The sequence below is a fragment of the Raineyella sp. LH-20 genome, assembly GCF_033110965.1.
GTDB lineage: Bacteria > Actinomycetota > Actinomycetes > Propionibacteriales > Propionibacteriaceae > Raineyella.
Genome location: NZ_CP137003.1, coordinates 1,071,176 through 1,094,994, shown reverse-complemented (window position 1 = coordinate 1,094,994; position 23,819 = coordinate 1,071,176). Strand labels below are relative to the sequence as shown.

The 23,819-nt window shown below is 69.5% G+C and carries 24 protein-coding genes; 12 read left to right on the top strand and 12 right to left on the bottom strand.

The annotated features are described in order from the left end of the window. Nucleotides 1–403: 403 nt before the first annotated feature. The gene (locus R0146_RS04755) at nucleotides 404–1,168 is read left to right on the top strand and encodes a ParA family protein (protein ID WP_317691715.1); all 765 of its coding nucleotides are present in this window, start codon (nucleotides 404–406) and stop codon (nucleotides 1,166–1,168) included. Continuing rightward, on the top strand, nucleotides 1,168–2,484 hold the full coding sequence (locus tag R0146_RS04750; protein WP_317691714.1) for a ParB/RepB/Spo0J family partition protein: 1,317 nt from the start codon (nucleotides 1,168–1,170) through the stop codon (nucleotides 2,482–2,484). The genes R0146_RS04755 and R0146_RS04750 overlap by 1 nt, the downstream gene beginning before the upstream one ends. A gap of 188 nt (nucleotides 2,485–2,672) precedes the next feature. Here the strand turns inward: R0146_RS04750 and R0146_RS04745 are convergent, their stop codons facing one another. The 4 genes from R0146_RS04745 to R0146_RS04730 all read right to left on the bottom strand — a co-directional run bounded on the left by R0146_RS04745 (nucleotide 2,673) and on the right by R0146_RS04730 (nucleotide 6,279). Continuing rightward, complete coding sequence (locus R0146_RS04745; RefSeq protein ID WP_317691713.1) at nucleotides 2,673–3,041, bottom strand: DUF3817 domain-containing protein; 369 nt, start codon at nucleotides 3,039–3,041, stop codon at nucleotides 2,673–2,675. A gap of 109 nt (nucleotides 3,042–3,150) precedes the next feature. Next, nucleotides 3,151–3,906, bottom strand: a complete 756-nt coding sequence (locus R0146_RS04740; RefSeq protein ID WP_317691712.1) for an SURF1 family protein — start codon at nucleotides 3,904–3,906, stop codon at nucleotides 3,151–3,153. Between the two features lie 2 nt (nucleotides 3,907–3,908). Beyond that, nucleotides 3,909–4,943, bottom strand: a complete 1,035-nt coding sequence (locus tag R0146_RS04735; protein ID WP_317691711.1) for a D-alanine--D-alanine ligase family protein — start codon at nucleotides 4,941–4,943, stop codon at nucleotides 3,909–3,911. 19 nt (nucleotides 4,944–4,962) lie between these two features. Next, complete coding sequence (locus R0146_RS04730; protein WP_317692332.1) at nucleotides 4,963–6,279, bottom strand: aminotransferase-like domain-containing protein; 1,317 nt, start codon at nucleotides 6,277–6,279, stop codon at nucleotides 4,963–4,965. Between the two features lie 90 nt (nucleotides 6,280–6,369). On the opposite strand from R0146_RS04730, the gene R0146_RS04725 reads away from it, so the two are divergent. Both R0146_RS04725 and R0146_RS04720 read left to right on the top strand, forming a co-directional pair. Beyond that, a complete protein-coding gene (locus R0146_RS04725; RefSeq protein WP_317691710.1) occupies nucleotides 6,370–7,026 on the top strand; it encodes a GNAT family N-acetyltransferase in 657 nt (218 codons plus the stop codon). Then, nucleotides 7,023–7,760 (top strand): hypothetical protein, encoded by a 738-nt coding sequence (locus tag R0146_RS04720; RefSeq protein WP_317691709.1) that lies wholly within the window; start codon nucleotides 7,023–7,025, stop codon nucleotides 7,758–7,760. Before R0146_RS04725 ends, R0146_RS04720 begins: the two co-directional genes overlap by 4 nt. Nucleotides 7,761–7,813: 53 nt before the next feature. On the opposite strand, the gene R0146_RS04715 is transcribed toward R0146_RS04720, so the two are convergent. The 5 genes from R0146_RS04715 to R0146_RS04695 form a co-directional block, all read right to left on the bottom strand. After that, entirely contained in the window at nucleotides 7,814–8,332 is a 519-nt protein-coding gene (locus R0146_RS04715; RefSeq protein WP_317691708.1) for a hypothetical protein, read from the bottom strand. Between the two features lie 111 nt (nucleotides 8,333–8,443). Further along, nucleotides 8,444–8,776 carry a thioredoxin family protein gene (locus tag R0146_RS04710; RefSeq protein ID WP_317691707.1) on the bottom strand — a complete coding sequence of 111 codons (333 nt, stop codon included), beginning with the start codon at nucleotides 8,774–8,776 and terminating at the stop codon, nucleotides 8,444–8,446. 42 nt (nucleotides 8,777–8,818) lie between these two features. After that, entirely contained in the window at nucleotides 8,819–9,754 is a 936-nt protein-coding gene (gene trxB / locus R0146_RS04705; protein ID WP_317691706.1) for a thioredoxin-disulfide reductase, read from the bottom strand. Nucleotides 9,755–9,829: 75 nt separating this feature from the next. After that, a complete protein-coding gene (locus R0146_RS04700) occupies nucleotides 9,830–10,819 on the bottom strand; it encodes an LCP family protein (RefSeq protein WP_317691705.1) in 990 nt (329 codons plus the stop codon). A 55-nt stretch (nucleotides 10,820–10,874) separates the two neighbouring features. Beyond that, complete coding sequence (locus tag R0146_RS04695; RefSeq protein WP_317691704.1) at nucleotides 10,875–11,459, bottom strand: hypothetical protein; 585 nt, start codon at nucleotides 11,457–11,459, stop codon at nucleotides 10,875–10,877. A gap of 98 nt (nucleotides 11,460–11,557) precedes the next feature. Here R0146_RS04695 and R0146_RS04690 point away from each other — a divergent pair, with 98 nt between their 5' ends. Genes R0146_RS04690 through R0146_RS04680 form a run of 3 tightly spaced genes read left to right on the top strand, consistent with a single transcriptional unit; the run spans nucleotide 11,558 to nucleotide 15,566 of the window. Then, nucleotides 11,558–12,544: a LysR family transcriptional regulator gene (locus R0146_RS04690; protein WP_317691703.1), complete on the top strand. Its 987-nt coding sequence runs from the start codon at nucleotides 11,558–11,560 to the stop codon at nucleotides 12,542–12,544. A 30-nt stretch (nucleotides 12,545–12,574) separates the two neighbouring features. Further along, complete coding sequence (locus tag R0146_RS04685) at nucleotides 12,575–13,852, top strand: AI-2E family transporter (RefSeq protein WP_317691702.1); 1,278 nt, start codon at nucleotides 12,575–12,577, stop codon at nucleotides 13,850–13,852. Nucleotides 13,853–13,910: 58 nt separating this feature from the next. After that, on the top strand, nucleotides 13,911–15,566 hold the full coding sequence (locus R0146_RS04680) for a fumarate hydratase (protein WP_317692331.1): 1,656 nt from the start codon (nucleotides 13,911–13,913) through the stop codon (nucleotides 15,564–15,566). 182 nt (nucleotides 15,567–15,748) lie between these two features. On the opposite strand, the gene R0146_RS04675 is transcribed toward R0146_RS04680, so the two are convergent. Continuing rightward, a complete protein-coding gene (locus tag R0146_RS04675; protein WP_317691701.1) occupies nucleotides 15,749–16,435 on the bottom strand; it encodes a TetR/AcrR family transcriptional regulator in 687 nt (228 codons plus the stop codon). A gap of 58 nt (nucleotides 16,436–16,493) precedes the next feature. Between R0146_RS04675 and R0146_RS04670 the strand changes: the two genes are divergently transcribed. The 5 genes from R0146_RS04670 to R0146_RS04650 all read left to right on the top strand — a co-directional run bounded on the left by R0146_RS04670 (nucleotide 16,494) and on the right by R0146_RS04650 (nucleotide 21,425). Further along, nucleotides 16,494–16,925, top strand: coding sequence for an organic hydroperoxide resistance protein (locus R0146_RS04670; protein ID WP_317691700.1), 432 nt, complete (start codon nucleotides 16,494–16,496; stop codon nucleotides 16,923–16,925). A 26-nt stretch (nucleotides 16,926–16,951) separates the two neighbouring features. Beyond that, nucleotides 16,952–17,518, top strand: a complete 567-nt coding sequence (locus R0146_RS04665; protein ID WP_317691699.1) for a hypothetical protein — start codon at nucleotides 16,952–16,954, stop codon at nucleotides 17,516–17,518. Then, nucleotides 17,515–19,035: a dihydrolipoyl dehydrogenase family protein gene (locus R0146_RS04660; protein WP_317691698.1), complete on the top strand. Its 1,521-nt coding sequence runs from the start codon at nucleotides 17,515–17,517 to the stop codon at nucleotides 19,033–19,035. Before R0146_RS04665 ends, R0146_RS04660 begins: the two co-directional genes overlap by 4 nt. A 747-nt stretch (nucleotides 19,036–19,782) precedes the next feature. Further along, nucleotides 19,783–20,859 (top strand): AmmeMemoRadiSam system radical SAM enzyme, encoded by a 1,077-nt coding sequence (gene amrS, locus R0146_RS04655; protein WP_317691697.1) that lies wholly within the window; start codon nucleotides 19,783–19,785, stop codon nucleotides 20,857–20,859. Between the two features lie 35 nt (nucleotides 20,860–20,894). Beyond that, entirely contained in the window at nucleotides 20,895–21,425 is a 531-nt protein-coding gene (locus R0146_RS04650; protein ID WP_317691696.1) for a YbhB/YbcL family Raf kinase inhibitor-like protein, read from the top strand. A gap of 9 nt (nucleotides 21,426–21,434) precedes the next feature. On the opposite strand, the gene R0146_RS04645 is transcribed toward R0146_RS04650, so the two are convergent. Beyond that, entirely contained in the window at nucleotides 21,435–22,397 is a 963-nt protein-coding gene (locus R0146_RS04645) for a Cof-type HAD-IIB family hydrolase (protein ID WP_317691695.1), read from the bottom strand. A gap of 134 nt (nucleotides 22,398–22,531) precedes the next feature. Further along, entirely contained in the window at nucleotides 22,532–23,623 is a 1,092-nt protein-coding gene (locus R0146_RS04640) for an ABC transporter ATP-binding protein (protein ID WP_317691694.1), read from the bottom strand. Nucleotides 23,624–23,819: the final 196 nt, after the last annotated feature.

The following is a 23,819-nucleotide window of genomic DNA, read 5'->3' as shown; positions in this document are numbered from 1 at the left end:
TCCGAGAGAGACCGTCGACGTCGTGCGATGGGGATATATTCCGCTATCTATCATGAACGCGATATAGACGAGAAGTGAGATGCGTTGAATCGTGTCGATCAACGGAGTGGCGGATGCATGAATCACGTGCATGTGATTTCATGGATGTCACACACCGAACGGTCCGCCGAGCGATCTTGGCACCGTCGATGGGGGATGAACAGTGAAACCTCCCCCGCTGGCCGCGAAAGGTCTTACCCAGATGGCTCTATTCAAGCGGCGCGTTTCGGCCCCCCATGGGCCGAAGCGGGCTCTGTATGAGACGGACGAGATCCCTGAGGTTGAGAAGCCGGACGACCTGGACGATGTTTCACGTGAAACACACCGCCCCCTTCCTCACCCATCCGCCCCTCGGATCATTGCCGTGGTCAACCAGAAGGGGGGTGTCGGGAAGACGACCACGGCGGTCAACCTCGCCGCCGGGCTCGGTTTCGGTGGCCTCAGCGTTCTGCTGGTGGACCTCGACCCACAGGGCAATGCGTCGACGGCTGTCGGTGGCGAGCATCGCAACGAGGAGCCCGGCACGTACGAGGTGCTGATCGAGCAGGAGAATATCGCGGACCATGTGCAGGTGTCGGAGGAGGCACCGAACCTCAAGGTGCTGGTGGCGACGATGGACCTTGCCGGCGCCGAGATCGAGCTGGTCTCGGTTGTTTCACGTGAAACACGGCTGAAGCGGGCCATCGACGCCTACCTGGCGGACAACGACGTGGACTACGTCATCATCGACTGTCCGCCCTCGCTCGGCATCCTCACGATCAACGCCTTCGTCGCGGCCGCCGAGCTGCTCATCCCGATCCAGTGCGAGTACTACGCACTCGAGGGCCTCACCCAGCTGCAGCGTTCGATCTCGATGGTGAAGGCGAACATCAACCCGTCGCTCGTGCTGAGCACGGTCCTCCTCACGATGTACGACGGACGTACGCGTCTCTCCTCCGACGTGGCGGAGCAAGTGAAGCAGTACTTCCCGGAGGAGACGATGGAGACCATCATCCCGCGGTCCGTACGGATCGCCGAGGCACCCAGTTACGGGCAGACGGTCATCACTTACCAGCCCGCCTCGGCGGGCGGCCAGGCCTACCTGGCGGCAGCAGAAGAACTGGCACGACGAGGAGCGGAGCAGGACTGATGGCAGAACGACGAGCAGGACTCGGACGCGGGCTCGGGGAGCTCTTCCAGCGCACCGATCTGGACGCGCCGCCACACCCGGTGGATCAGCATGTGATCGTCGACAAGCTGCATCGGAAGACCCCGTCGAAGGGTCAGCCTGCGTTGACGATCGAGCCGGACTCCGACGAGCGGGCCGGGATCGAGCAGGGGACTGGGGCGAAGCGGACTGCGGTGACTGCCGGGGTTGCGGCGAAGAAGCAGACCTCCCCGACGCCGCCGTCCGGGCGTGACGCGGCACCGTCGACAGTGAAGGCCGCGGGGACTCCCCGTCGTAGCGGCGCCAAGGGTGCGGCTGCCGCTGGGTCTGCGGGGTCTGCCGGATCTGCTGGAGCGCCGACGGCGTCGACCCGGGCATCGAGCGATCAGACTCCGATCGAGGATGGCGCGACCGCGTCGCGTACGTCGGGCGCTGACGACTCCCAGGACAGCGGAGAGCAGGCTCGTGTGACCGTGGACCCGGCGAACGGCTACTACGCCGATATTCCGATCGACCGGATCCATCCGAACATGAAGCAGCCCCGCCAGGTCTTCGAGGAGGAGGCCCTAGAGGAGCTCGTCGGGTCGATCCGCGAGGTGGGGCTGCTGCAGCCGATCGTGGTCCGTGAGGACGGCGAAGGATCGTACGAACTGGTGATGGGGGAGCGGCGGTGGCGCGCGTCCTCGCTGGCAGGCCTGGAGACCGTGCCCGCCATCGTGCGGGAGACCACCGACGACGACATGCTCCGGGATGCGCTGCTGGAGAACATCCACCGCGTCCAGCTGAACCCTCTGGAAGAGGCGGCGGCGTATCAGCAGCTGATGGAGGACTTCGGCTGCACCCAGCAGGAGCTCGGCGAACGGATCAAGCGATCCCGCTCGCAGATCGCCAACCTGATTCGACTGTTGAACCTTCCACCGTCGGTGCAGCGACAGGTGGCGGCCGGGTCGCTGTCGGCGGGGCATGCGCGGGCCCTGCTGGGTCTGCCGGACCGATGGGCCCAGGAGCGGTTGGCGGCACGGATCGTCACCGAGGGGCTGTCGGTGCGGATGACCGAGGAGATCGTCGCGCGCAGCGCGGGCGGCGGGAATCGCCCCGGCCGCCGTACGACCCGTGAGCGCGACCCCCAACTCCAGGAGCTGTCGACCCAGTTGGGGGACTACTTCGACACGCGCGTCGAGGTCACCCGCGGAGCCAGGAAGGGCAAGATCGTCCTCGAGTTCGTCTCGGAGGCCGACCTGCACCGGATCATGGGGCTGCTCCAGGCCGGCGGCCGGACGACGGCGCGCAGCGCCTGAGGCTAGACGGCAGCGCCTGAGGCCAGGTCTGACCGGTGCGAGCCGTGGCGGTCCGGGGAGCCCCTTTCCGGACCGCCACGGCCTGACGATGGCGATCTATAAGATTATCTAGGGCCTATTGCATAGATGAGTATAGAGCCTCATCGTTCGCGACCCCTGCACGGATGGGCCTGCGGGATGACCAGCCCTCAGGCCGCCGATGCCTCCGCGGTCACCGCGGTCGCGTCGGCCTCCGCGAGGTAGCGGCGTACGTTGCGGGTCGCGTAGTGCTCCGCAACGAAGGACAGGAACGGCACCGTGCCGGCGAGTGCGATGCCCAGCAGATTGATCCAGGGCCACTTCACCCGGCGACCGATGTCGTACGCGGTGATCAGCAGGACCATGTAGAGCCACCCGTGGGCGACACCGAGGTACATGTCCACCTTGTCGTAGTGCCAGACGTACTCCAAGGGCACGCCGACGCACACCAGGACGACGAGCAGGCAGCCGACCACCCACGCCATGACGCGGTAGCGGACGAGAGCGGCCTGGATGGCTGAGCGCTTCTGGGGATCCATGTTCCTCTGTTCCTCGGGTCGGGCGATGCCGGGCTGGCGGGCATCGATGGTCGGGCAGCGGCCGGGTCGGCGCGCGCGGGGTGGGGCCGCGGCCGGACGCCGCGGACGGTCAGGACATCCGATCGGGATCGGGCCCGATCTCATCCTGCGTGATGAGACCAAGATCGGCGAGTCGGCGCCGGTCGGAGGCCCGGCCGATGTGGCCGGCCAGGTAGATCGCGAAGCCCAGCGCACAGGCGGCGAACACCCACCACTGCAGGGCATAGCCGAAGTTCTGCACCGAGCCACGGCCGGACGGCAGCGCCGGGACGGCAGGGCTCAGACCCTGGGCGGTCGCCAGATCGCCGGGCAGGGTCACGTAGCCGGCGATCATCGGATCGGTCCACCGCTGGACCAGGACGGGCAGGTAGACCGAGCCGATCTGCCCGGCCGGCACCGGCCCCTCGGGCTGCGTGTCGGAGGAGAGCAGCACCCCGTGCTGCTCCACCGTGCCGAGCGGAGCCGGTGGCGGAGTGGTGCCGACGGAGACGCCACGGACCACCGGCACCAGAGTGCCGTCGGCGGTCCGCAGCGGGGTGAGGACCCGGAAGGTGCCCGGTTCACCGTCGACCGGGACGAGCAGCTGCTCCTGGGGGACGTATGTTCCGCTGAAGGAGACCGTACGTCCGTAACCGTCGGTGATCTGCTGACCGGCGGTCGCCACCGAAGTGAGCGGCACGGCGGGTTCGTTCATCCGGGCCACCGCGCCGCTCTGGCCCTGGCTCTGGAAGACCTGCATCTGCCACAGACCGAGCCCGATCATCACCCCGGCGAGCACCAACCCGACGAGGACGAGCGCGACCTGTTGGATCCGGGTCTTCACCATCGTCAGGGCTGCTGTCGCCGTCGGGCCTGGCGGACCAGAGCCTCACACACCTCGCCCAGGTCGAGGCCGGCGGCGTCCAGCTCCAGCGGCACCAGCGACGTCTCCGTCATCCCGGGCGCGACATTGCACTCCAAGAAGTGCGGCACGCCGTCGCGGATGATGATGTCGGTCCGGGAGATGTCCCGCAGATGCAGCCGGTCGTGCACCCGCAGGGCCATGTCCGCGCACGCGGCGGCGACCTCGTCGGGCACCTCGGCCGGGGTGATGAAGCGGGTGCTCCCGGCGGTGTAGCGGGACGAGTAGTCGTAGTCGCCGGAGTCGGGGCGGATCTCCACCGCCGGCAGCGCCTCGGGACCGTCACCGCGGTCGATGACCGTCACGGCGACCTCGATGCCGTCGAGGTAGGTCTCGACCACCGCGACGTCGCCGTACGCGTACGCGCCGACCATCGCGGAGGCGAGGTCCTCGCGCTGGGTGACCTTCGTGCAGCCGAGCGAGGAGCCGGAGCGCGACGGCTTGACGAACATCGGGAAGCCGATCCGCTCACCAAGGGCGTCCATCAGCGCGCGGGCGCCCAGCTCGCGGAACACCTCGTCGGGCAGCGCGACCTGCTGCGGCGTGGTGAGGCCGATCCCGCGGATCACCGAGGTGGCGATCGACTTGTCGAAGGCGACCCGGCTGTCGGCGCCGGTCGCCCCGACGAACGGGACATCGAGCAGCCCGAGGACCTCGCGCAGCGAGCCGTCCTCGCCGGTGGCGCCGTGCACCAGCGGGAAGACGACCGGGTCGTCGAGGTCGCGGAGCAGGGTGACCAGATCGGAGTTGACGTCCGATTCGAGCACGGTGCAGCCGCGGTCGCGCAGCGCCTGCGCGACCCGGCGACCGGACCGCAGGGACACCTCGCGTTCGTGGGACAGCCCGCCCGCGAGCACCACGATGGTGCCGAGCGCGGCCCCCGCAAGCGGGGCGGCCTCCGCGGTGGGGGCGTCGGTCACAGGGGACTCGGGAGTGGGGCTCTGGTTGCCGGTGGCGGTCATCGTTCCTCCTGGACGCTCGTCAGGCCTGGTCGGGGCGAGGACTGGTGGGCTCCTCGACGCTGTGCGGATGGGTGGCCCCCGGGTGCACGCCGAACGTACGGTTCAGCTGCGACTCCCGGTTCAACACCTCACCGAGCCGCCGCACCCCCTCCCGGATCCGCTCCGGGGTCGGATAACAGTAGGACAACCGGATGTTGCGGGCACCCAGGTCGTCGGCGTAGAAGGCGGTGCCCGGGGTGTAGGCGACCCGGTTCGTCACCGCGCGGGGCAGCATCGCCTGGGAGTCGATGCCAGCCGGAAGGGTCAGCCAGATGAAGAACCCGCCGCGCGGGTGGGTCCAGGTGCTGCCGGCGGGCATGTACTCGGGCAGCGCCTTCAGCATCGCATCGCGCCGCTCCCGGTACATGTTGCGGAAGACGTCGATCTGGTGGCGCCAGTCGTGCGCCTTCAGGTACGTCGACACGGCGTACTGGGAGAACGTCGGCGGGGACAGCGTCGCTGACTCCTGCGCCAACACCAGCTTCTCGCGGACCGCGTGCGGGGCCAGCACCCAGCCGACCCGGAACCCGGGGGAGAAGGTCTTGGAGAACGAGCCCAGGTAGAGCACCTGCTCGCTCTCCATCGAGCGGATCGCCGGCAGCCGCTCGCCCTCCAGGTCGAGCAGGCCATACGGGTTGTCCTCGACGACCAGCAGACCGGTCTCCCGGGCCACCTCGAGGACCGCCTTGCGGCGTTCCAACGTCATGGTGATGCCGCTGGGGTTGCTGTAGTTCGGGATGGTGTAGAGGAACTTCACCTTCTTGCCGGCCGCGGTGAGGGTCAGCACCGCCTCCCGGAGCCGCTCCGGCACCAGGCCGTCCTCGTCCATCTCGACGTGTACGACCTGCGTCTCGTACGACGCGAAGGTGCTCAGCGCACCGACGTAGCTGGGCGCCTCGGCGAGGATGACGTCACCGGGGTCGCAGAAGATCCGGGTGACCAGGTCGAGACCCTGCTGGCTGCCGACAGTCACCGTGACGTCGTCGGGGTGGGCCTTGATGCCCTCCTCCGCCATCACCTCGCAGATCTGCTCGCGCAGCATCGGCTCACCCTGGCCGGAGCCGTACTGCAAGGCCTTGGGGCCGGCGGCGGACTGGATCATGTCGCTCAGCGCGTTCGCGACCACATCGAGCGGCAGATCGGCGATGTTCGGCATGCCGCCGGCGAGCGAGACCACCTCGGGTCGGTTCGCGACGGCGAAGAGAGCTCGTACGGCCGACTCCTTCATACCGAACGCTCGGGCGGCGTAGCGGTCATGGTAAAGGTCGAGTCGGGTGTCGCGGCGTTGAGGTTCCATCGAGCTCACCCCGCCCAGTGTGCCACTCGGGCCCGTCAGGGGCCGCGATGTTCAGATTGTCCGTGCCGTACCCGGGAATAGGATGGGGCCATGGCCGGCGCTGAACAGCTGAAGGTCGAGCCGTTGCAGCCCGGCGGGGTGCTCCGGCTCCCGGCGGTCTGCGCCGACTGCCCGCTGCCGCACAACGTCCCCCCGGGCTCCGGACAGAACTGGGTGGACGCCGCCGCGCACACCTGGGGGTTCTGCGGGGTCCGCGCCCGGATCGGGGACACCACGGTGGGCCACGTGCTGATCTCCCCGCCACTCAACGCGCCGCTGCGCGGACCGTACGCCTCGGCCGGGGTGAGCCCCGACGCCGCCGTCATCCTGCAGTTCTGGGTGCACCCGGACCATCGTGGCAAGGGGATCGGCCGGCGGCTGCTCGAGGAACTGGCCGGCCTGCTGGTCCGTCGTAAGGTCGCCGGGCTGGAGATCCGCGCCTCCCGGACCGGTGCGACCTGCGTCGCCCCACCGGAGGGATGGCTGCTGGCGCACGGCTTCCGGGTGCTGCGGGAGGACGCGCTCGCGTCGCGGCTGCGGATGGACCTGCGGGCCACCCGGACCTGGCTGCCGTCCTGGTCGGCGGTCCTCGACGGGGTGCGGGCGTTGGTCGGCCATCCGGCGCCGGTCGGCCAGGAACCACCCCGCCGGCCTGCCCCAGGGGCGGAGCCGGCGCACCGCTCCCGCCCCCGTAGGCTGTCCTCGTGAACGAGAGTGTCGAGGACATCCGGGACAAGGTCGCCGAGGCGGCGCGTACGATCCTCCCCGCCGCGCCCAACGGCGCCGGCGCCCAGGTCGCCCCGCTGAGCGCACAGCAACTGCGGGTGACCTACCGCGACGGGAGCTTCCGGATCCTCGACGTGGGCGGTTTCGTCGCCGTCGGCAACTTGACCGATACGGCGATCCATGACTGGACGTACGCCATGCTGGTCAGCACCGGGCCGCTGCCGTCGCACGTCCCGGTGAACGAGCTCGCGCCGACCGTCGTGGGGACCGACCTGCCCGACTGGATCCTGTCCCGCCCGGTGGGGGACGGCCTGCTGGAGGCGATCGTCCACGGCGAGGGGTACGTGTCGACCGCCGACCTGTCCGCCTGGGAGGTGGACGCCGACCAGGTGTTCTCCGCGGTGCGCAGCCGTTTCGCACTGACCCCGTTCGAACCGGTCACTCACGAGGACGGCGTGGTGATCGTCTCCTCCGACGACTGGACCGCCAGCGCCTGGGCCCTCTACCCGACGGTGCTGAAGATCGCCCTGGGCGTGTTCGACGCCCCGGCGCTGGTCTGGCTGCCCGACTCCGGACATCTGGTCACCGCCGCCGCGAACAACCCCGCAGCGATCGAGACCGCGCGCGCCGTGGCGGCACGGCTGCATGCCGAGTCGGTGCGGCCGCTGTCGGTGGACGCGTACGTCGCGCACAGCCGCCACCTCGAGAAGGCCTGAGCCGCGCCGCAGACCTACTCACGCAACGGCGAGCGTGCGATCAGCCGAGCGGCCTACTGGGAGACGATGGCGGTGGCGACCACGCCGCTCTGTTCGACGACCTGCTCCAGGCTCTGGTTGGCCAGGCCGACCCCGACCACGGCGACGTTGTCGTTGCGGACCACGCAGACGTCCTGACCGGTGCTGTACCGGCCGCACATGCCGGCGCCGACCTGGCGCACCGTGGTGATCCGGAGGTCGTCGACCAGGCCGGCGACCTCGTTCACCGGGCGCACCGCCATCACGAGCAGTTCCTTGTCGTTGCCCTCGTAGTAGGTGCCGGTGACGGTCTGCGCCTGACCGTCGGCCAGCGCCATCGTGGTCGGCGAAGGGGCGGCGTTCGGGTCGATCATCAGGCCGCCGGCCTTGCGGGGCAGCACGATCGGTGTCGTGGCCGGATTGGCCGACGACGATCGGGAACCGGCCTGGGAGGACAGCCATCCGATCATGACGACGACCCCCAGGACGACGACAGCGGCTGCGATCGTGACCATCACGGTCATCTGCCTGGACTTGCCTCGGGTGGTGCTCATGATTCCTCCGGTCGGTACCTCACGGTCGGGGCGCGGTCAACAATAACCGGCGCCCCCAGGGGGTGGTCAGGGCCCTCAGAGAGCGGTCGCAGCCACCCGGGATCGGCCCCCTCAGGCGAGGACCGACTCCACCGCGTTCTGCAGCTCCAGCTTGGTCTTCGCGCCTTGGAACCGCCGGACCTCCTGCCCCGCCACGAAGAGCTGGACGGTCGGCAGGCCGCGCACCCCCTGGACGTCCGGCGTGACGCCGTTGGCGTCGGTGTCGAGCCGCAGGAACCGGACCCGGCCACCGAAGCGTACGGCCAGCTCCTCGAGGATCGGATCGAGCTGACGACACGGCGAACACCACGGCGCCCAGTAGTCCACGACCACCGGGACGTTCGCCGCGAGCACCCGCTCGGCGAAGGTCGCATCCGTCACGGCGTCCAGGATCGGAGTCTCCACGGGCCGGGAGTCTAGCCCGCCCCGTGGGTCGGGTCAGAGGGTTCAGGCTCCGTGTGCCGCGAGCCAACGCTCGGCGTCGAGGGCCGCCGAGCACCCCGTGCCGGCGGCCGTGATCGCCTGCCGGTAGGAGTGGTCGACCAGGTCTCCACAAGCGAAGACACCGTCGAGATTGGTGGCGGTGCTGTCCTTCGCGACCCGTACGTAGCCGCCTTCGTCGAGCTCCACCTGGCCGCGGAACAGCTCGGAGCGCGGGTCGTGACCGATCGCGATGAACAGGCCCTCCACAGGAACGTCCCGCGTGTCGCCGGTCCGAGTGTCCTTCAGGGTGACCGATTCGACCTTGCCGTTGCCGTTGATGCCGGCGACCTCGCTGTTCCAGGCGAAGGAGATCTTGGGATCGTCCATCGCCCGGTCCTGCATGATCCGGGACGCCCGCAGCTGGTCGCGACGGTGGATCATCAGCACCGAGCTGCCGAAGCGGGACAGGAACGTCGCCTCCTCGACCGCCGAGTCGCCGCCGCCGACCACGGCGATCGGCTTGTCGCGGAAGAAGAACCCGTCGCAGGTGGCACACCAGGACACGCCGTGTCCGGACAGCCGGTCCTCATCGGCCAGACCGAGCCGACGGTAGCCGGAGCCGGTCGCCAGGATCACCGCACGGGCCTGGTGGACGTCGTCGGCGGAGTCCTTGACCACCTTGACGTCACCGGTCAGGTCGACCTCGACGACGTCCTCGGTGATGAACTCCGCGCCGAACCGCTCGGCCTGGGCCCGCATGTTGTCCATCAGCTCGGGGCCCTGGATGCCCTCGGGGAAGCCGGGGAAGTTCTCGACCTCGGTGGTCGTCATCAGGGCGCCGCCGGCGTCCACCGCACCCTCGATGACCAGCGGCTTGAGCTGGGCCCGGGCGGCGTAGATGGCCGCGGTGTAGCCCGCCGGGCCACTGCCGATGATGATCAGGTCACGTACGTCGCTCATGGGTTTCCTTGCTCGGGGGTGGATCGCCGGGACAACCGTTCTGCCCGGCCCATTATTCCCGGTCCCCGTCCCGGCTCAGCCCTGTGGGTACTTGGCCCGGTACTGGTCCACGGTGTCGTTCTTGAGGGCGTCGCGCAGCTCGGCCAGCTTGGGCTCGTCGACGAGGTCGATCGACTGCTTGTCGGCGGACCAGCCGGTCCCGGCGATCGGGGCCTGCATCAGGTGGATGTCGTCCCCGGTCATGTCGCGCAGCGACATCCCGGTCTTGAGCAGTTCGGTGTCGGTCAGCCCCGCGTCGACCGTGAGGTACTTCGAGAGGCTGGAGACGAAGTTGGTGAACTGCCCCGGATTGGCCAGCACGTCGGCGCTCAGTGCCTTGCGCATGATCGCCTGGATGACCGTGCGCTGCCGCTCGGCCCGGTCGAAGTCGCCGCGCGGCAGGTCGTAGCGTTCCCGTACGTATGCCAGCGCGTTCTCGCCCTGCAGGGTGACCTCGCCCTGGGGGAAGGTCATGTCCTGGTTGCTGGCGATCGGGTTGTAGACGGTGACCCCGCCGAGGGCGGTCGTCATGTCCTGGAACCCCTGGAAGTCGGTGGTGACGATGTGGTCGATCGGCACTCCCAGCAAGTCCTGCATGGTGCGAACGGTCAGCGCCTGGCCGCCCCAGGAGTACGCGGCGTTGATCTTCGCGGTGCCGTGCTCGGGGATCGGGACCCACATGTCGCGCGGGAAGGAGATGATCGTGATGCTCTTGCGGTCGGACGGGATGTGGACCAGCATCAGCGCGTCGCTGCGGCCCCGCTCGGCGCCGACGTCGCGGGTGTCGGTGCCCATCACGATGTAGTTCAGCGCGTCACCCTTCTTGTCCGGTGCCGGGGTGATGACGCCGCTCGTACGTTGCACGTTGCGGTCGAACGACGAACGGATCGCGTTCAGGTAGATGCCGAGGGCGCCGACGGCGATGAGGATGACGGCGAGCAGGGCGCCGACGGCGATCAGCACCGGGTGCCGCTTCTTCCCGACGGAGTCCTCCGCCGCATGCCGTGGTACGTGCCTGTCAGTCATCTGTCATCCTCAGAACGCCTGGTGTCGTGCTCAGACCAGTCTCGCGATCGACGGGTCACTTCCCAACCGCTGTGCCCCGGAATTGGACCGCATTGTGCTGACCGTCACTCGGATCGACCGCGATCGTGACGTTCCCGGCGTCCTCGCGGGGAATGGCGAAGCCGACGTGCGCCTTGCGCTGTTCCCCGGCCGGCACGGCGCCGGCGAAGCCCACCCCGAAGGTGCCGTCCGTGTCGCTCAGCATCACCGCGCCGACCGTGTCGCGATAGTAGCCGTGGATCACCAGCTTGGTGGCGTCGTACGCCGTAGCGGTCGAGTTCGTGATCACCACGTCCGCGACGACCACCTCCCCGTCCGTGCCTTCTGCGCCGAGCACGCCGGCCGGGGCGGTGGCGGCGGCGATGCGGTCGACCTGGATCGACAGACCGTCGGGGAAGTGGGCCGCCTGGTCGAGGGTGAGCACCTCACCGGCCGGCGGTGTGCTCGGCGCGTCGGTGAGGTCGGGGGCCGGGGTGCCCGAGGCCTCGACCGTGCTGACGTCGCCGGCCGCCGGGGAGACCGTCGCGGCGGGCGTACGGGCCGCAGAACAGGCCCCGAGCAGGGGGAGCAGGAGAAGGAGGGCGGCGGCGCCGAATCGCATGACCCGACGGTAGCCGACCGTCCGGGCGACGGCGGTGTTCGATGCCCGATTCACGTCAACTTATGGATAACGAAAGAAGTATCACGTAGAATCGCGACATGATCGAGGTCAAGCACCTGCGGCTGATCGCAGCCATCGACAAGTACGGCACCCTGTCGGGCGCCGCTCGCGAGCTCGGCCTCTCCCAGCCAGCCATCACCCAGCAGATGCAGCGCCTGGAGAAGGAGCTGGGCACCCCGTTGGTGACGAAGCAGTCCCGCGGGGTCAGCCTCACCTCCGCCGGCCGGGTGCTGCTGCGGCACGCCGGTCAGGTGCTGCCCTCGTTGTCCCGGGCCGAGTCCGAGATCGCCGCCATCGCGGGCCTGCGCGGCGGCGAGATCCGGATCAGCGCTTTCGCCTCCGGGGCGGCGGCGCTGTTGCCCGGGGCCCTGGCCCGGATGGCCGACGAGCATCCGGGAGTCAGTTTCCGGCTCGGCGAGGCCGAGACCGAGGAGTCCCTCGAGCTGCTCCGCAAGGGCGACTGCGAGATCGCGCTGGTGTACGAATACCACTCCCAGAACATGACGCTGCGCCGACCCGATCTGCGCCACGACCCCGACGAGATCTGGCAGACCGCCCTGGAGGAGCACATCTGGGTGGCCATGCCGCGGTCGCACCCGCTGGCGACCGAGCCGGTGGTCGATGTCAGCGAGCTGGAGGGGGCGCGGTGGATCTCCGGCTGTCCGTCCTGTCAGGGCAACCTGGTCGATGTCTGTTCGGTCGCCGGCTTCCAGCCCGACATCACGTACGAGACCGACGACTACATCGCGCTCCAGGGACTCGCCGCCGCGGGCCTGGGGGTCGCGCTGTTGCCCGACCTGATGCTGATGGCCACCCGCCACGACGTCGACCTCGTCCTCAAGCCGCTGCTGCAGCAGCGGTTCCGTCGGGTGTCGGTGGTGACGACCAAGGCGCTGGCCTCCGTGCCCGGCGTGTTGGAGACGATGCACGCGATCGTCGAGGTCGGGCAGGGCCTCACCCTGCCGGAGTCGGTGCAGGCGTCGGCGATCGTCGGCGCGCGGGAGGCCGTCGGGGAACCGGCCTAGCGGGGCGGTGCCGGGATCCGGGGCACGATCATGAGCGAGACGCCGCCCACCCGTACCGGACGCGGCCGTGGAGCCGCCCTGGTCCGCGACGACGCGCCGTTGCCGATGGGGATCAGCCTGATCCTCATCTCGGCGGCGCTGGTCGTCGTGGCGGTGGGGCTGCGCTACATCGGCGGGATCGTCGGGCCGACGTTCTTCGCGTTGACCCTGGTGCTCACCGTCGGCCCGATGCGACAGCGGCTGGTGCGCTGGCACCTGCCCGGCTGGCTGGCCAGCCTGCTGATGCTGCTCCTGCTCTACGCGGTGATCTTCGGCATCCTGGCCGGTGCGGCGGTGTCGATCGCCCAGCTGGTGCAGGTGCTGCCGCGCTACGCGGGCACCGTCAACGAGATGACGGTCGAGGTGCTGCGGTGGTTGTCGGAGCGGGGGATCGACACCTCCAACGCCGACCTGCTGCTCGGCCAGCTCGACCTGGGCCGGATCATCGACGTGCTGCAGGGCCTGCTCGAAGGGGTCTCCTCGGCCGGCACGATCATCTTCGTGCTCGCGATGGCGGTGGCCTTCCTGCTGGCCGACTCCACCGCGATGGAGGGCCGGCTGGCCTCGCTGCGCCAGTACCAGCCGTACCTGGCCGCCGCGCTCGCCGACTTCGGCTACCGCGTACGTCGCTACTGGGTGGTCAACACCATCTTCGGCCTGATCGTCGCGGTGCTCGACACCATCGTGCTGATCGCGCTCGGGGTGCCGCTGCCGTTGGCCTGGGGCCTGTTCGCGTGGGTGACCAACTACATCCCCAACATCGGCTTCGTCATCGGTCTGGTCCCGCCGGCCCTGGTCGCCCTGCTGGACGGTGGGCCGGTGAAGGCGCTGATCGTGGTGATCGCCTACTCGGTGCTCAACTTCGTCATCCAGGCGATCATCCAGCCGAAGTTCACCGGTGACGCCGTCGGCCTGAACACCACTGTGACGTTCGTTTCGCTGATCTTCTGGACCAGTGTGATCGGGGCGCTCGGGTCGATCCTGGCCGTGCCGCTGACCCTCTTCGCGAAGTCGCTGCTGATCGACTCCAGTCCACGCCTGCAATGGGTGAACGTCTTTCTGCGCTCCAAGGACGCCGAGGAGCCGCCGATCCGGCCGCAGTGGCAGCTGCACCACGTCCCCTCGATGCCGCGCTGGATGCCGTGGACCGGGCGGCCGGCCGACGCCGGAGCGGGGCCGGCGGAGAGCCCCTCGGCGGCGGGCCGTCCGGAGCCCGGCCCGTCCGGCCCGCACCCGGTGGGAGACGGCGAGGACGGCGTGGAAAAATGACCAGCACACCGTGATCCGCACGAAGGAGTGATCCGTGACCGAGTTCTTCTATGAGGACATGCTGCCGGCCGTCACGCCGGACGAGACGCCGTACCGTCTGCTCACGACAGAGGGTGTCCGGACCGTGGAGGGACCCGGTGGGCGTACGTTCCTCGAGGTCGACCCGGAGGCGATCACCCTCCTCGCGGAGACCGCGATGCACGACATCGCCCACTTCCTGCGTCCGGCGCACCTCGCCCAGCTGCAGAAGATACTGAACGACCCGGAGGCCTCCAACAACGACAAGTTCGTCGCCCTGGACCTGCTGAAGAACGCCAACATCGCCTCCGGCGGCGTGCTGCCGATGTGCCAGGACACCGGCACGGCGATCGTGTCGGCGCACCGCGGCCAGCACGTGCTGACGTCGGTGCAGGACGAGGTGCCGATCTCGCGGGGCGTCTACAACGCCTACACGCGGCTCAACCTGCGCTACTCGCAGAACGCGCCGCTGACGATGTGGGACGAGAAGAACACCGGCTGCAACCTTCCGGCCCAGATCGACATCGCTGCCGACACCCACCCCGGTCACGAGACCGAGTACGAGTTCCTCTTCATGGCCAAGGGCGGCGGCTCGGCCAACAAGTCGTACCTCTACCAGGAGACCAAGGCGATCCTCAACGAGGACGCCATGATGACCTTCCTCGACGAGAAGCTGCGGACCCTCGGCACCGCCGCCTGCCCGCCGTACCACCTCGCCGTGGTGATCGGCGGCACCTCCGCGGAGGCCGCGCTGAAGACCGCGAAGTACGCCTCCGCGAAGTACCTCGACACGCTGCCCACCGAGGGCTCGGCGCAGGCCCACGGCTTCCGCGACCTCGAGATGGAGCAGAAGGTCCTCAAGCTGACCCAGGACTTCGGCATCGGCGCGCAGTTCGGCGGCAAGTACTTCTGCCATGACGTACGGGTCGTCCGCTTGCCGCGGCACGGTGCCTCGTTGCCGGTGGCCATCGCGGTCTCCTGCTCGGCCGACCGGCAGTGCAAGGGCAAGATCACCCCGGAGGGTGTGTTCATCGAGCAGCTCGAGTTCGAGCCCGGCCACTACCTGCCCGAGGTCACCCACGAGCACGTCGGTGCCGCGGACGAGGCGGTGGCGATCGACCTCAACCGGCCGATGCCCGAGGTGCTCGCCGACCTGACCCAGTACCCGGTGAAGACCCGGCTGTCGCTGACCGGCACCCTGGTCGTCGCCCGCGACATCGCCCACGCCAAGATCCGCGAGCGGCTGGACGCCGGCGAGGAGATGCCGCAGTACCTCAAGGACCACCCGGTCTATTACGCCGGCCCGGCCAAGACCCCCGAGGGGATGGCCTCCGGCTCGTTCGGCCCGACCACCGCCGGCCGGATGGATTCGTACGTCGACCAGTTCCAGGCGGCCGGCGGCTCGATGGTGATGCTGGCCAAGGGCAACCGTTCCAAGGCGGTCACCGACGCCTGTGCCACCCACGGCGGCTTCTACCTCGGCTCGATCGGCGGCCCGGCGGCCCGGCTGGCTCAGGACTGCATCAAGAAGGTCGAGGTGCTGGAGTACCCCGAGCTCGGCATGGAGGCCGTCTGGCGCATCGAGGTGGAGGACTTCCCGGCCTTCATCATCGTCGACGACAAGGGCAACGACTTCTTCGCCACGGTGAGCAAGCCGATCGCCCGTACGATCCCGGTGCGCGAGGGCGCCAAGTAGCGCCGGTGAACCATCGGTGACGCGTTGTGCTCATGCGTTGGTGCTGGAAGACACGCACCAACGCATGAGCACAACGCATAGCTGGATGTGGTCCCGCCGGGCCCGGTGATGCGGGCCGGCGTCTGCCGGATCCGCCTCGGATGCGGAGGTCGACCGTCCGACGTGCTGCGTGCGTTTGAGCGCTAGGCAGGACCGGACGTGGCATCGTCGGCCCCGCCGGCTGCCGTCACGATGGACAGGAAGGCGTCGGCCAGCGCATCCGCCACGGTGGTCGGATCGCCGAGGTAGCCGTTCACCATCGCGCCGTCGCGCAGGATCATCAACTGCCGGGCGGCGGAATCGACGTCGTCGACGCCCGCGTCCGCAGCGATGGCGGCGAACTCGTCCAGCATCCAGCGACGGTGGCCGTCGATGATCGTGCGTACGGGGTCGTCGGGGTCGGAGAACTCGGCGGCGGCGTTGATGAACGCGCACCCCCTGAACCCCGGGCGGCAGCTCACCGAGCCGATTCCGGTGGCCAGCTCCCGCAGCGAGCCGATCGGGTCACCCTGCCGCCGGGACGTCTCCATCCAGACCTGTTCGGCCGCCGCCTGTGTCTGCAGGTAGGCGACGACAAGGTCGCTCTTGGTGCGGAAGTGCCGGTAGAAGGTGACCTTTGTGATGCCGACCTGCTCGATGATCCGGTCGGCGCTCGTGGCGCGGATCCCCTGGGCGTAGAACAGCTCGGTCGCGACCGCGAGGATGCGCGCCCGGGTGGCCGATCCCGACGTCCTGCGCGTCGCCGGCTCTGCTGCCTCGGCCTGCATGTCCCACTTCCGTTCTTGTCGGGCTGGTTGCACCAGCGCTGTCAGCACCTTATAGTCACTCATGTAGACGTACTAGCAACTCTACATTGATCGGCACCGATCAGACCAGAAGGAGACCCCCATGTCTGCACCCCTCTACACCGCCGTCGCGACCTCCACCGGAGACGGCCGCGCCGGAGGTCGCGCCGTGACCGACGACGGTCTGCTCGACGTGGCCCTTGCCATCCCGAGGTCGATGGGCGGCCCCGGCGGGGCGACGAACCCGGAGCAGCTGTTCGCCGCCGGTTGGTCGTCCTGCTTCCACTCCGCCCTCAAGCTGGTGGCCTCGCAGCAGAAGCTGCGCCTGGTCGACTCCTCGGTGACCGCCGAGGTGTCGATCGCGAAGACCGACGCCGACAGCCTCGGGCTCAGCGCCGCGCTGGCCGTGCACATCGGCGGTGGCATCGCCGCGGACGTCGCCGAGGGCTTGGTCGCCGCCGCCCACCAGGTGTGCCCCTACTCCCTCGCCACGCGCGGCAGCGTCCCTGTCACCCTCACCACGACGGTCGCCTGACCGCGACCAGGAACGAGAGAACCGCCATGACCACGACCGCCACCATCCGCCCGACGACCTTCGCCTCGGCACTGCGCCGGCTCTACGTCACCCGCTTCGCCTTCGCCATCGTCTGGGCGGGCCTGGTCTTCACCACCGCGACCACGGCCGGCCCGCAGCTGACGATCCTGCTGATCGTCTACCCGCTCTTCGACGCGGCCGCCGTGCTCTGGCAGATCCGCGCCGACCCTGACGCCGGGCGTTCGACTGCCGCCGAGTGGACCAACGTCGTCGTCAGCGTCATCGTCGCTGTCGCGCTCGGCGTGGCCTCGACGCAGTCCGTCAGCGCGGCCCTCGCTGTCTGGGGTGTGTGGGCGATCGGCGCGGGCATCCCGCAACTCATCGCGGCGATCCGTCACCGCCGTGCAGGGGGCCAGGTGGCCCAGATGCTCAGCGGTGGCCTCTCGGTCTTCGCCGGCGGCGCGTTCCTCCTCCAGGGCCTTCAGGGATCGGAGATGATCACCGGCGCAGCCGGCTACGCGATCCTCGGCGGGGTGTTCTTCCTGATCTCGGCCGTACGTCTGAGTGTGACGCTGCGGACGCGGGCGGCATGAGTACGTACGACTACGACCTGATCGTCATCGGCGGCGGCCCGGTCGGCGAGAACGTCGCCGACTATGCGGCCAAGCGCGGCGTACGCGCAGCGATCGTGGAGTCCGAACTCGTCGGCGGCGAATGCTCCTACTGGGCGTGCATGCCCTCCAAGGCTCTGCTGCGCAGCGGACACGCTGTCCGAGCGGCTCGGCGGCTCGCCGGTGCGCGCGAGGCGATGACGGGATCGATCGACGTCTCCGCCGTACTGTCCCGCCGATCGGCGTTCACCGACGGCTGGCGGGACGACGGCCAGGTGGCCTGGCTCGAGTCGGCGGGCATCGATCTCCTCCGCGGCCGCGGACGACTGGCGGGCGCGCACGCGGTGCAGGTCGGCGGGCAGGTCTTCACTGCCCGGGCGGTCGCCCTGGCGACCGGCTCCGTGCCAGTGCTCCCGGACATCCCCGGCCTGGCGTCCGCCGCTCCCTGGGGCACCCGCGAGGCCGCCGCGGCCGACCATGTGCCGCCGCGACTGGTCGTGATCGGGGGCGGGGTCGCCGGTGTCGAATTCGCCTTCGCCTTCTCCGCCCTCGGCTCCCAGGTGACCGTCCTGTCCCGCTGCGGGCTGCTGGACCGCGAGGAGCCCTTCGTCGGCGAGCACCTCGCCGAGGCACTGGCGGAGGAGGGGGTCGAGGTGCGGCTCGGGGTCATGCCCACGTGCGTGGACCGCAACGAAGACCGGGTCGTCAGCATCGCCCTGGAGGACGGCACCGTGGTCCAGGCCGAGGAGATCCTCGTGTCCACCGGGCGTCGCCCGAACACCGATGATCTGGGCCTCGACACGGTCGGGCTCGATCCGATCGGGCTCGATCCGGTCGGGGTCGATCCGGTCGGGCTCGATCCGGTCGGGGTCGGCAGGGTTGGCTCCGACAGGGCTGGGCTCGACGCAGCCGGCCGGCTCACCGTGGACGACACGCTGCTGGTCGACGGCACGGATTGGCTCTACGCCGTCGGCGACGTGAACGGGCGCGCCCTGCTCACCCACCAGGGCAAGTACCAGGCCCGCGCCGCCGGCGAGGCGATCGCGGCACGCTTGCAGGGCACGCCGCTCGATGACGTCCCCTGGGGTGCCCACGTCGCCACCGCAGACCACGCGGCGGTGCCGCACGTGGTGTTCTCCGACCCGGAGGTCGCCAGCGTCGGCCTCACCGAGGCCCGCGCCCGCGGGCTGGGGTGCACCATCCGCACCGTGGAGTACGACCTGGGCGGGGTCGCCGGGGCGAAGCTCCAGGCCGACGGGTACACGGGCCGTGCCAAGCTCGTCGTCGACGAGGACCGCAGGGTGATCCTCGGGGCGACCTTCCTCGGTCAGGACGTCGCGGAGCTCCTGCACTCCGCCACGATCGCGATCGTCGGCGAGGTCACGATCGACCGGCTGTGGCACGCCGTCCCGGCGTACCCCACCATCAGCGAGATCTGGTTGCGCCTGCTCGAGACCTACGGTCGGTCCGAACGTCCGATCATCCCGGTCACGACCTGAGGTCCCGGTCGTACGCATCCAGACCCGCCGAGCGGCGCACCGCGTCCAGACCCGCCGAGCGGTGCACCGCGTCCAGACCGAACCCGTCGTACGCGTTCCCGCACGGGCGACCGGTAGGGAATACGTACGACGGGTACGGTCTGCGGACGGCTCTTGTCGGACACCGAGCAGCAGGTGAGGCCTGCCCGCGGGGGGCCTGAAACGTTCCCGGGGGAACGTCGCGGCCCGAACCGACACCCGTCTGGGGTCCGCTGACCACATGAGCGGGTCCTGTTTGTCGGGTGGGTTTGTCGGGTGATTTGTCGGGTTGGCTCGTCGGGTGCCTTCGCCGCTGGGTTTCGGTCATGCGTTGTGCTCATGCGTTCGTGCTGGTCTTCACACACCAGTGCATGAGCGCAACGCATAACCAGGTGTGCCCCGGCCTGGGGAGGGGGGACGGCATGCTGAAGAACTCCCGGCCTGCGGGAGTGCCGGTCTGCCGAAGGGTGCCGAAGTGCTGAGGAGCCCCCGGCCTGCGGGAGAGCCGGCCCGCAGAAGGGCGCCGGAGTGCTGAGGAGCCCCGGGCATGCTGAGAGCCCGGGCCTGCCGAAGAGCCCCAGGCCCCGAGGGCCCCCAGGTAGAATTCGGCCCAGATCGACCCGAGATCCCTCCGTCCGCCCCCGATGTGCTGGGTGGTGGCTCCCGGCTGCAGGACCAGGCCCCTCCGGGGCCGGCCGGACATGGCGGGGTGCTCGGCAGGAGGACCTGATGACCGCTCCGTCCCACCCCGCCCGCTACTGGCACGCACTGGACGACGGCCGTCTCCAGTGCGACGTCTGTCCCCGAGAGTGTCACCTGCGAGAGGGCCAGCGTGGCTTCTGTTTCGTCCGGATGCGGGAGGGCGACCAGATCGTCCTCACCACGTACGGCCGCTCGTCCGGCTTCTGCGTCGACCCGATCGAGAAGAAGCCGCTCAACCACTTCTACCCGGGCACCTCGGTGCTCTCCTTCGGCACCGCCGGCTGCAACCTCGGCTGCAAGTTCTGCCAGAACTGGGACATCAGCAAGTCCCGGGAGATGGATCGGCTGATGGACCAGGCCTCGCCCGCCGAGCTCGCCCTCGCGGCGCAGGCGTACGGCTGCGAGAGCGTCGCCTTCACCTACAACGACCCGGTGATCTTCACCGAGTACGCCGTCGACACCGCGCTGGCGTGCCGTGAGCGCGGCGTACGTACGGTCGCGGTGACCGCCGGCTACGTGCAGGGCCGGGCCCGCGAGGACCTCTTCGCGGTGATGGACGCTGCCAACGTCGACCTCAAGGGATTCAGCGACGAGTTCTACCAGCAGCTCACCGGAGCACACCTGCAGACGGTGCTCGATACGCTTGTCTACCTCAAACACGAGACATCGGTATGGTTCGAGATCACCACCCTGCTGATCCCCGGCCGGAACGACGGTGACGAGGAGCTACGGGCGATGACCCGGTGGATCCTTGCCGAGCTGGGCCCCGACGTCCCGCTGCACTTCTCCGCCTTCCACCCCGACTGGCGGATGCAGGACGTCCCCGCCACGCCGCGGGAGACTCTGGTCCGGGCGCGGGAGATCGCCCTGGAGACCGGACTGCACTTCGTCTACACCGGCAACGTGCACCACCGTGAGGGGGACACCACCTTCTGCCCGGGCTGTCAGGCCCCGCTGATCGTGCGTGATTGGTACGATCTGCGCAGCTACCGGCTCACCGCCGACGGACGGTGTCCCGACTGCGGGACGGTGATCCCGGGTCGCTTCGCCGCCACGCCGGGGCATTTCGGCTCGCGGCGGATCCCGGTGCGACTGGCGCGGTGAGCGAGGGAGCGGGAACCCACGCGAAGGAGCGTCCGATGGAGAATTCCCCGTTCGCGAAGCTGCGCGACCTGCCGCGCTTCGCCCTGACCAGCACCGACGTGGCCGACGGGGTGGAGCTGGCGCCCCGGCACCGGTCCCGGGTGATGGAGATCCCCGGCGGGGAGGACGTCTCGCCCCAGCTGAGGTGGTCGGGCTTCCCGGAGGGCACCCGATCGTTCGCGCTGACCTGCTACGACCCGGACGCCCCGACCCAGTCCGGGTGGTGGCACTGGGCGGTCTTCGACATCCCGGTCGACTGCACCGAGCTGGCCACCGGGGCGGGCAGCCCGACCGCGCCGGGGTTTCCCGAGGGCGCGCTGACCCTGCGCAACGATGCCGGGATGGCGGGCTTCCTCGGCGCCGCGCCGCCGCAGGGACACGGCCCGCACCGCTACTTCTTCATCGTGCACGCGGTCGACGTGGAACACCTCGGACTGTCCCTCGACACCACCCCGGCGAAGCTGGGCTTCACCCTGTTCTTCCACTCGCTGGGGCGGGCCTGGCTCACGCCGACGTTCGGTTGGTGACGGCGAGCCTCACACCGACGTCCGGTCCGTGACGTCCAGCATCGCCGACAGCACGCTGATCACGCCCTGCTCGGTGTTCGCCGGGGCGGTGTGGCGGGCGGCGGCGCGGATCTGCGGGTGCGCGTTCGCCATGGCGTACGAGTGCTCGACCGCACCCATCATCTCCAGGTCGTTGAGGTAGTCGCCGAAGGCCACGGTGTTGGCGGGGCCGATGCCCATCGCCTGCTGCAACCGGCGGACGGCGGTGCCCTTGTTGACCGACGGGCCCATCAGATCGAGCCAGTGGTGGCTGGACACGACCACCTGGTGACCGATGCCCAACGGGGCGAGCGCCTGCGCCGTCACCGCCGAGTCCTCGAAGTCGAAGACGGCGATCTTGAGCACGTCGTCCTCGGGGGCCAGCACGTCGTCGACCACGGCAAGCTCCGCGTAGTACGGCTCGGCCTGGACGACGAACGGCGGATCGACGCGTTCGATGTAGGCCGACCGCTTGCCGCACACCACGACACCGATGTCACGACCGCTCCCGGCGTGCGTACGGATCCGGCCGATCGCCTCCTCGACGAACGGCCGGTCCAGGGGCATCGAGCTCACCTCGACGCCGTCGCGGACCACGAAGGCGCCGTTCTCGGCGATGAAGACCATCCCGTCGAGGGCTCGCTCGAACTGCTGCCGCAGGGTCGCATACTGGCGGCCGCTGGCCGGGGCGAAGGCGATGCCGCGCTCGCGCATCCGGACCAGCAGCGGCCACAGGGCGTCGGGGACCCGGCCCTCGGCGTCCAGCAGGGTGCCGTCCATGTCCGCGACGACGAGGCGTACGTCGGACGGATCCGGCGGCAGGGCCGCTGCGGTGGCGCTGGTCGTGTCGTTCGGGGTCGTGTCGTTCAGGGTCGTGTCGTTCAGGGTCGTGTCGTTCAGGGTCGTTCCGTCCGGAATCAGGGCGTACGGAGGGACGGGGTCTGGGGTCGGCACGGGCCCGATCCTACGGGCCGGCCCGGCGTCGCTCCAGCCGGCCGGCATCGGCTCGGCCGGCATCGGCTCGAGCGCCGGCCCGGCCGGCTCGGGGGCTGCCCCGAGCCGGCCCCGCCGGGCTGGACGACGCGACCTCAGGAGATGCGCTCCTGGGTGGCGTCGTTGAAGACGTGCACGCGGGACAGGTCGGGCGTGAATCGGAGCTGCGAGCCGCGGTGCATGCCGATCCGGGCGTGGGTGCGGGCGACGATCTGCGGTGCCGTCATGATCGCGTCCTCCGACACGCCGGACAGCGTGCCGTAGACGTTGCCCTCGGCCCCCAGCTCCTCGATGACGGACACGTCGACCGCGATGCCCCGACCGTCCTCCGAGATCGACAGGTGCTCGGGACGAATGCCGACCGTGGCGGTCTCACCGGCCTTGGCGAGCACCTCGCGCGACACCGGGACCACGTAGTCGCCGACCTGGACGCCGCCGTCGACGACCGCGCCCGAGATCAGGTTCATGGCGGGGGAGCCGATGAAGCCGGCGACGAACAGGTTGACCGGGTGGTCGTACAGCGCCAGCGGGGCGTCCACCTGCTGCAGGAGCCCGTCGCGCATCACGGCGACCCGGTCGCCCATCGTCATCGCCTCGACCTGGTCGTGGGTGACGTACACGGTGGTGACGCCGAGGCGCGATTGCAGCGCGGCGATCTGGGTGCGGGTGGCGACGCGGAGCTTGGCGTCCAGGTTGGACAGCGGCTCGTCCATCAGGAAGACCTGCGGCTGCCGGACGATCGCGCGGCCCATGGCGACGCGCTGTCGCTGCCCGCCGGACAGCGCCCGCGGCTTGCGGTTGAGATACTCCTCCAGGCCGAGCAGGCGGGCGGCCTCGCGGACCCGGGCGGCGCGGTCCGCCTTGCTGACGTGCTGCATCTTGAGGGCGAAGCCCATGTTGTCCGCGACGGTCATGTGCGGGTAGAGCGCGTAGTTCTGGAAGACCATCGCGATGTCGCGGTCCTTCGGGGAGAGCTCGGTGACGTCGCGGTCGCCGATGAAGATCTTGCCCGCGTCGATGTCCTCCAGGCCCGCGAGCATGCGGAGCGAGGTGGACTTGCCGCAGCCGGACGGTCCGACCAGGACCATGAACTCGCCGTCCTCGATCTCGAGGTTCAGCTTGTCGACGGCGGGGCGGTCCGAGCCGGGGTAGACGCGCGAGGCATCTCTGAACGTAACGGTGGCCATGCCACATTCCTTTCCACGGGCAGCTGGCTGCCCAACGACGATCTGAGCGGAAGCTTGGACGCCGATGCCGTGTCCACAAGGGATCCTGGCGCGCTGGTGCGCCCCACTGGCCGCCGCTCGGCCAAGTCCATCTGATCGGTGATCTCTCCGGTCACGGCATCGATCACCACGTCTGGTGTTGCTGAGGGTCGTGTCG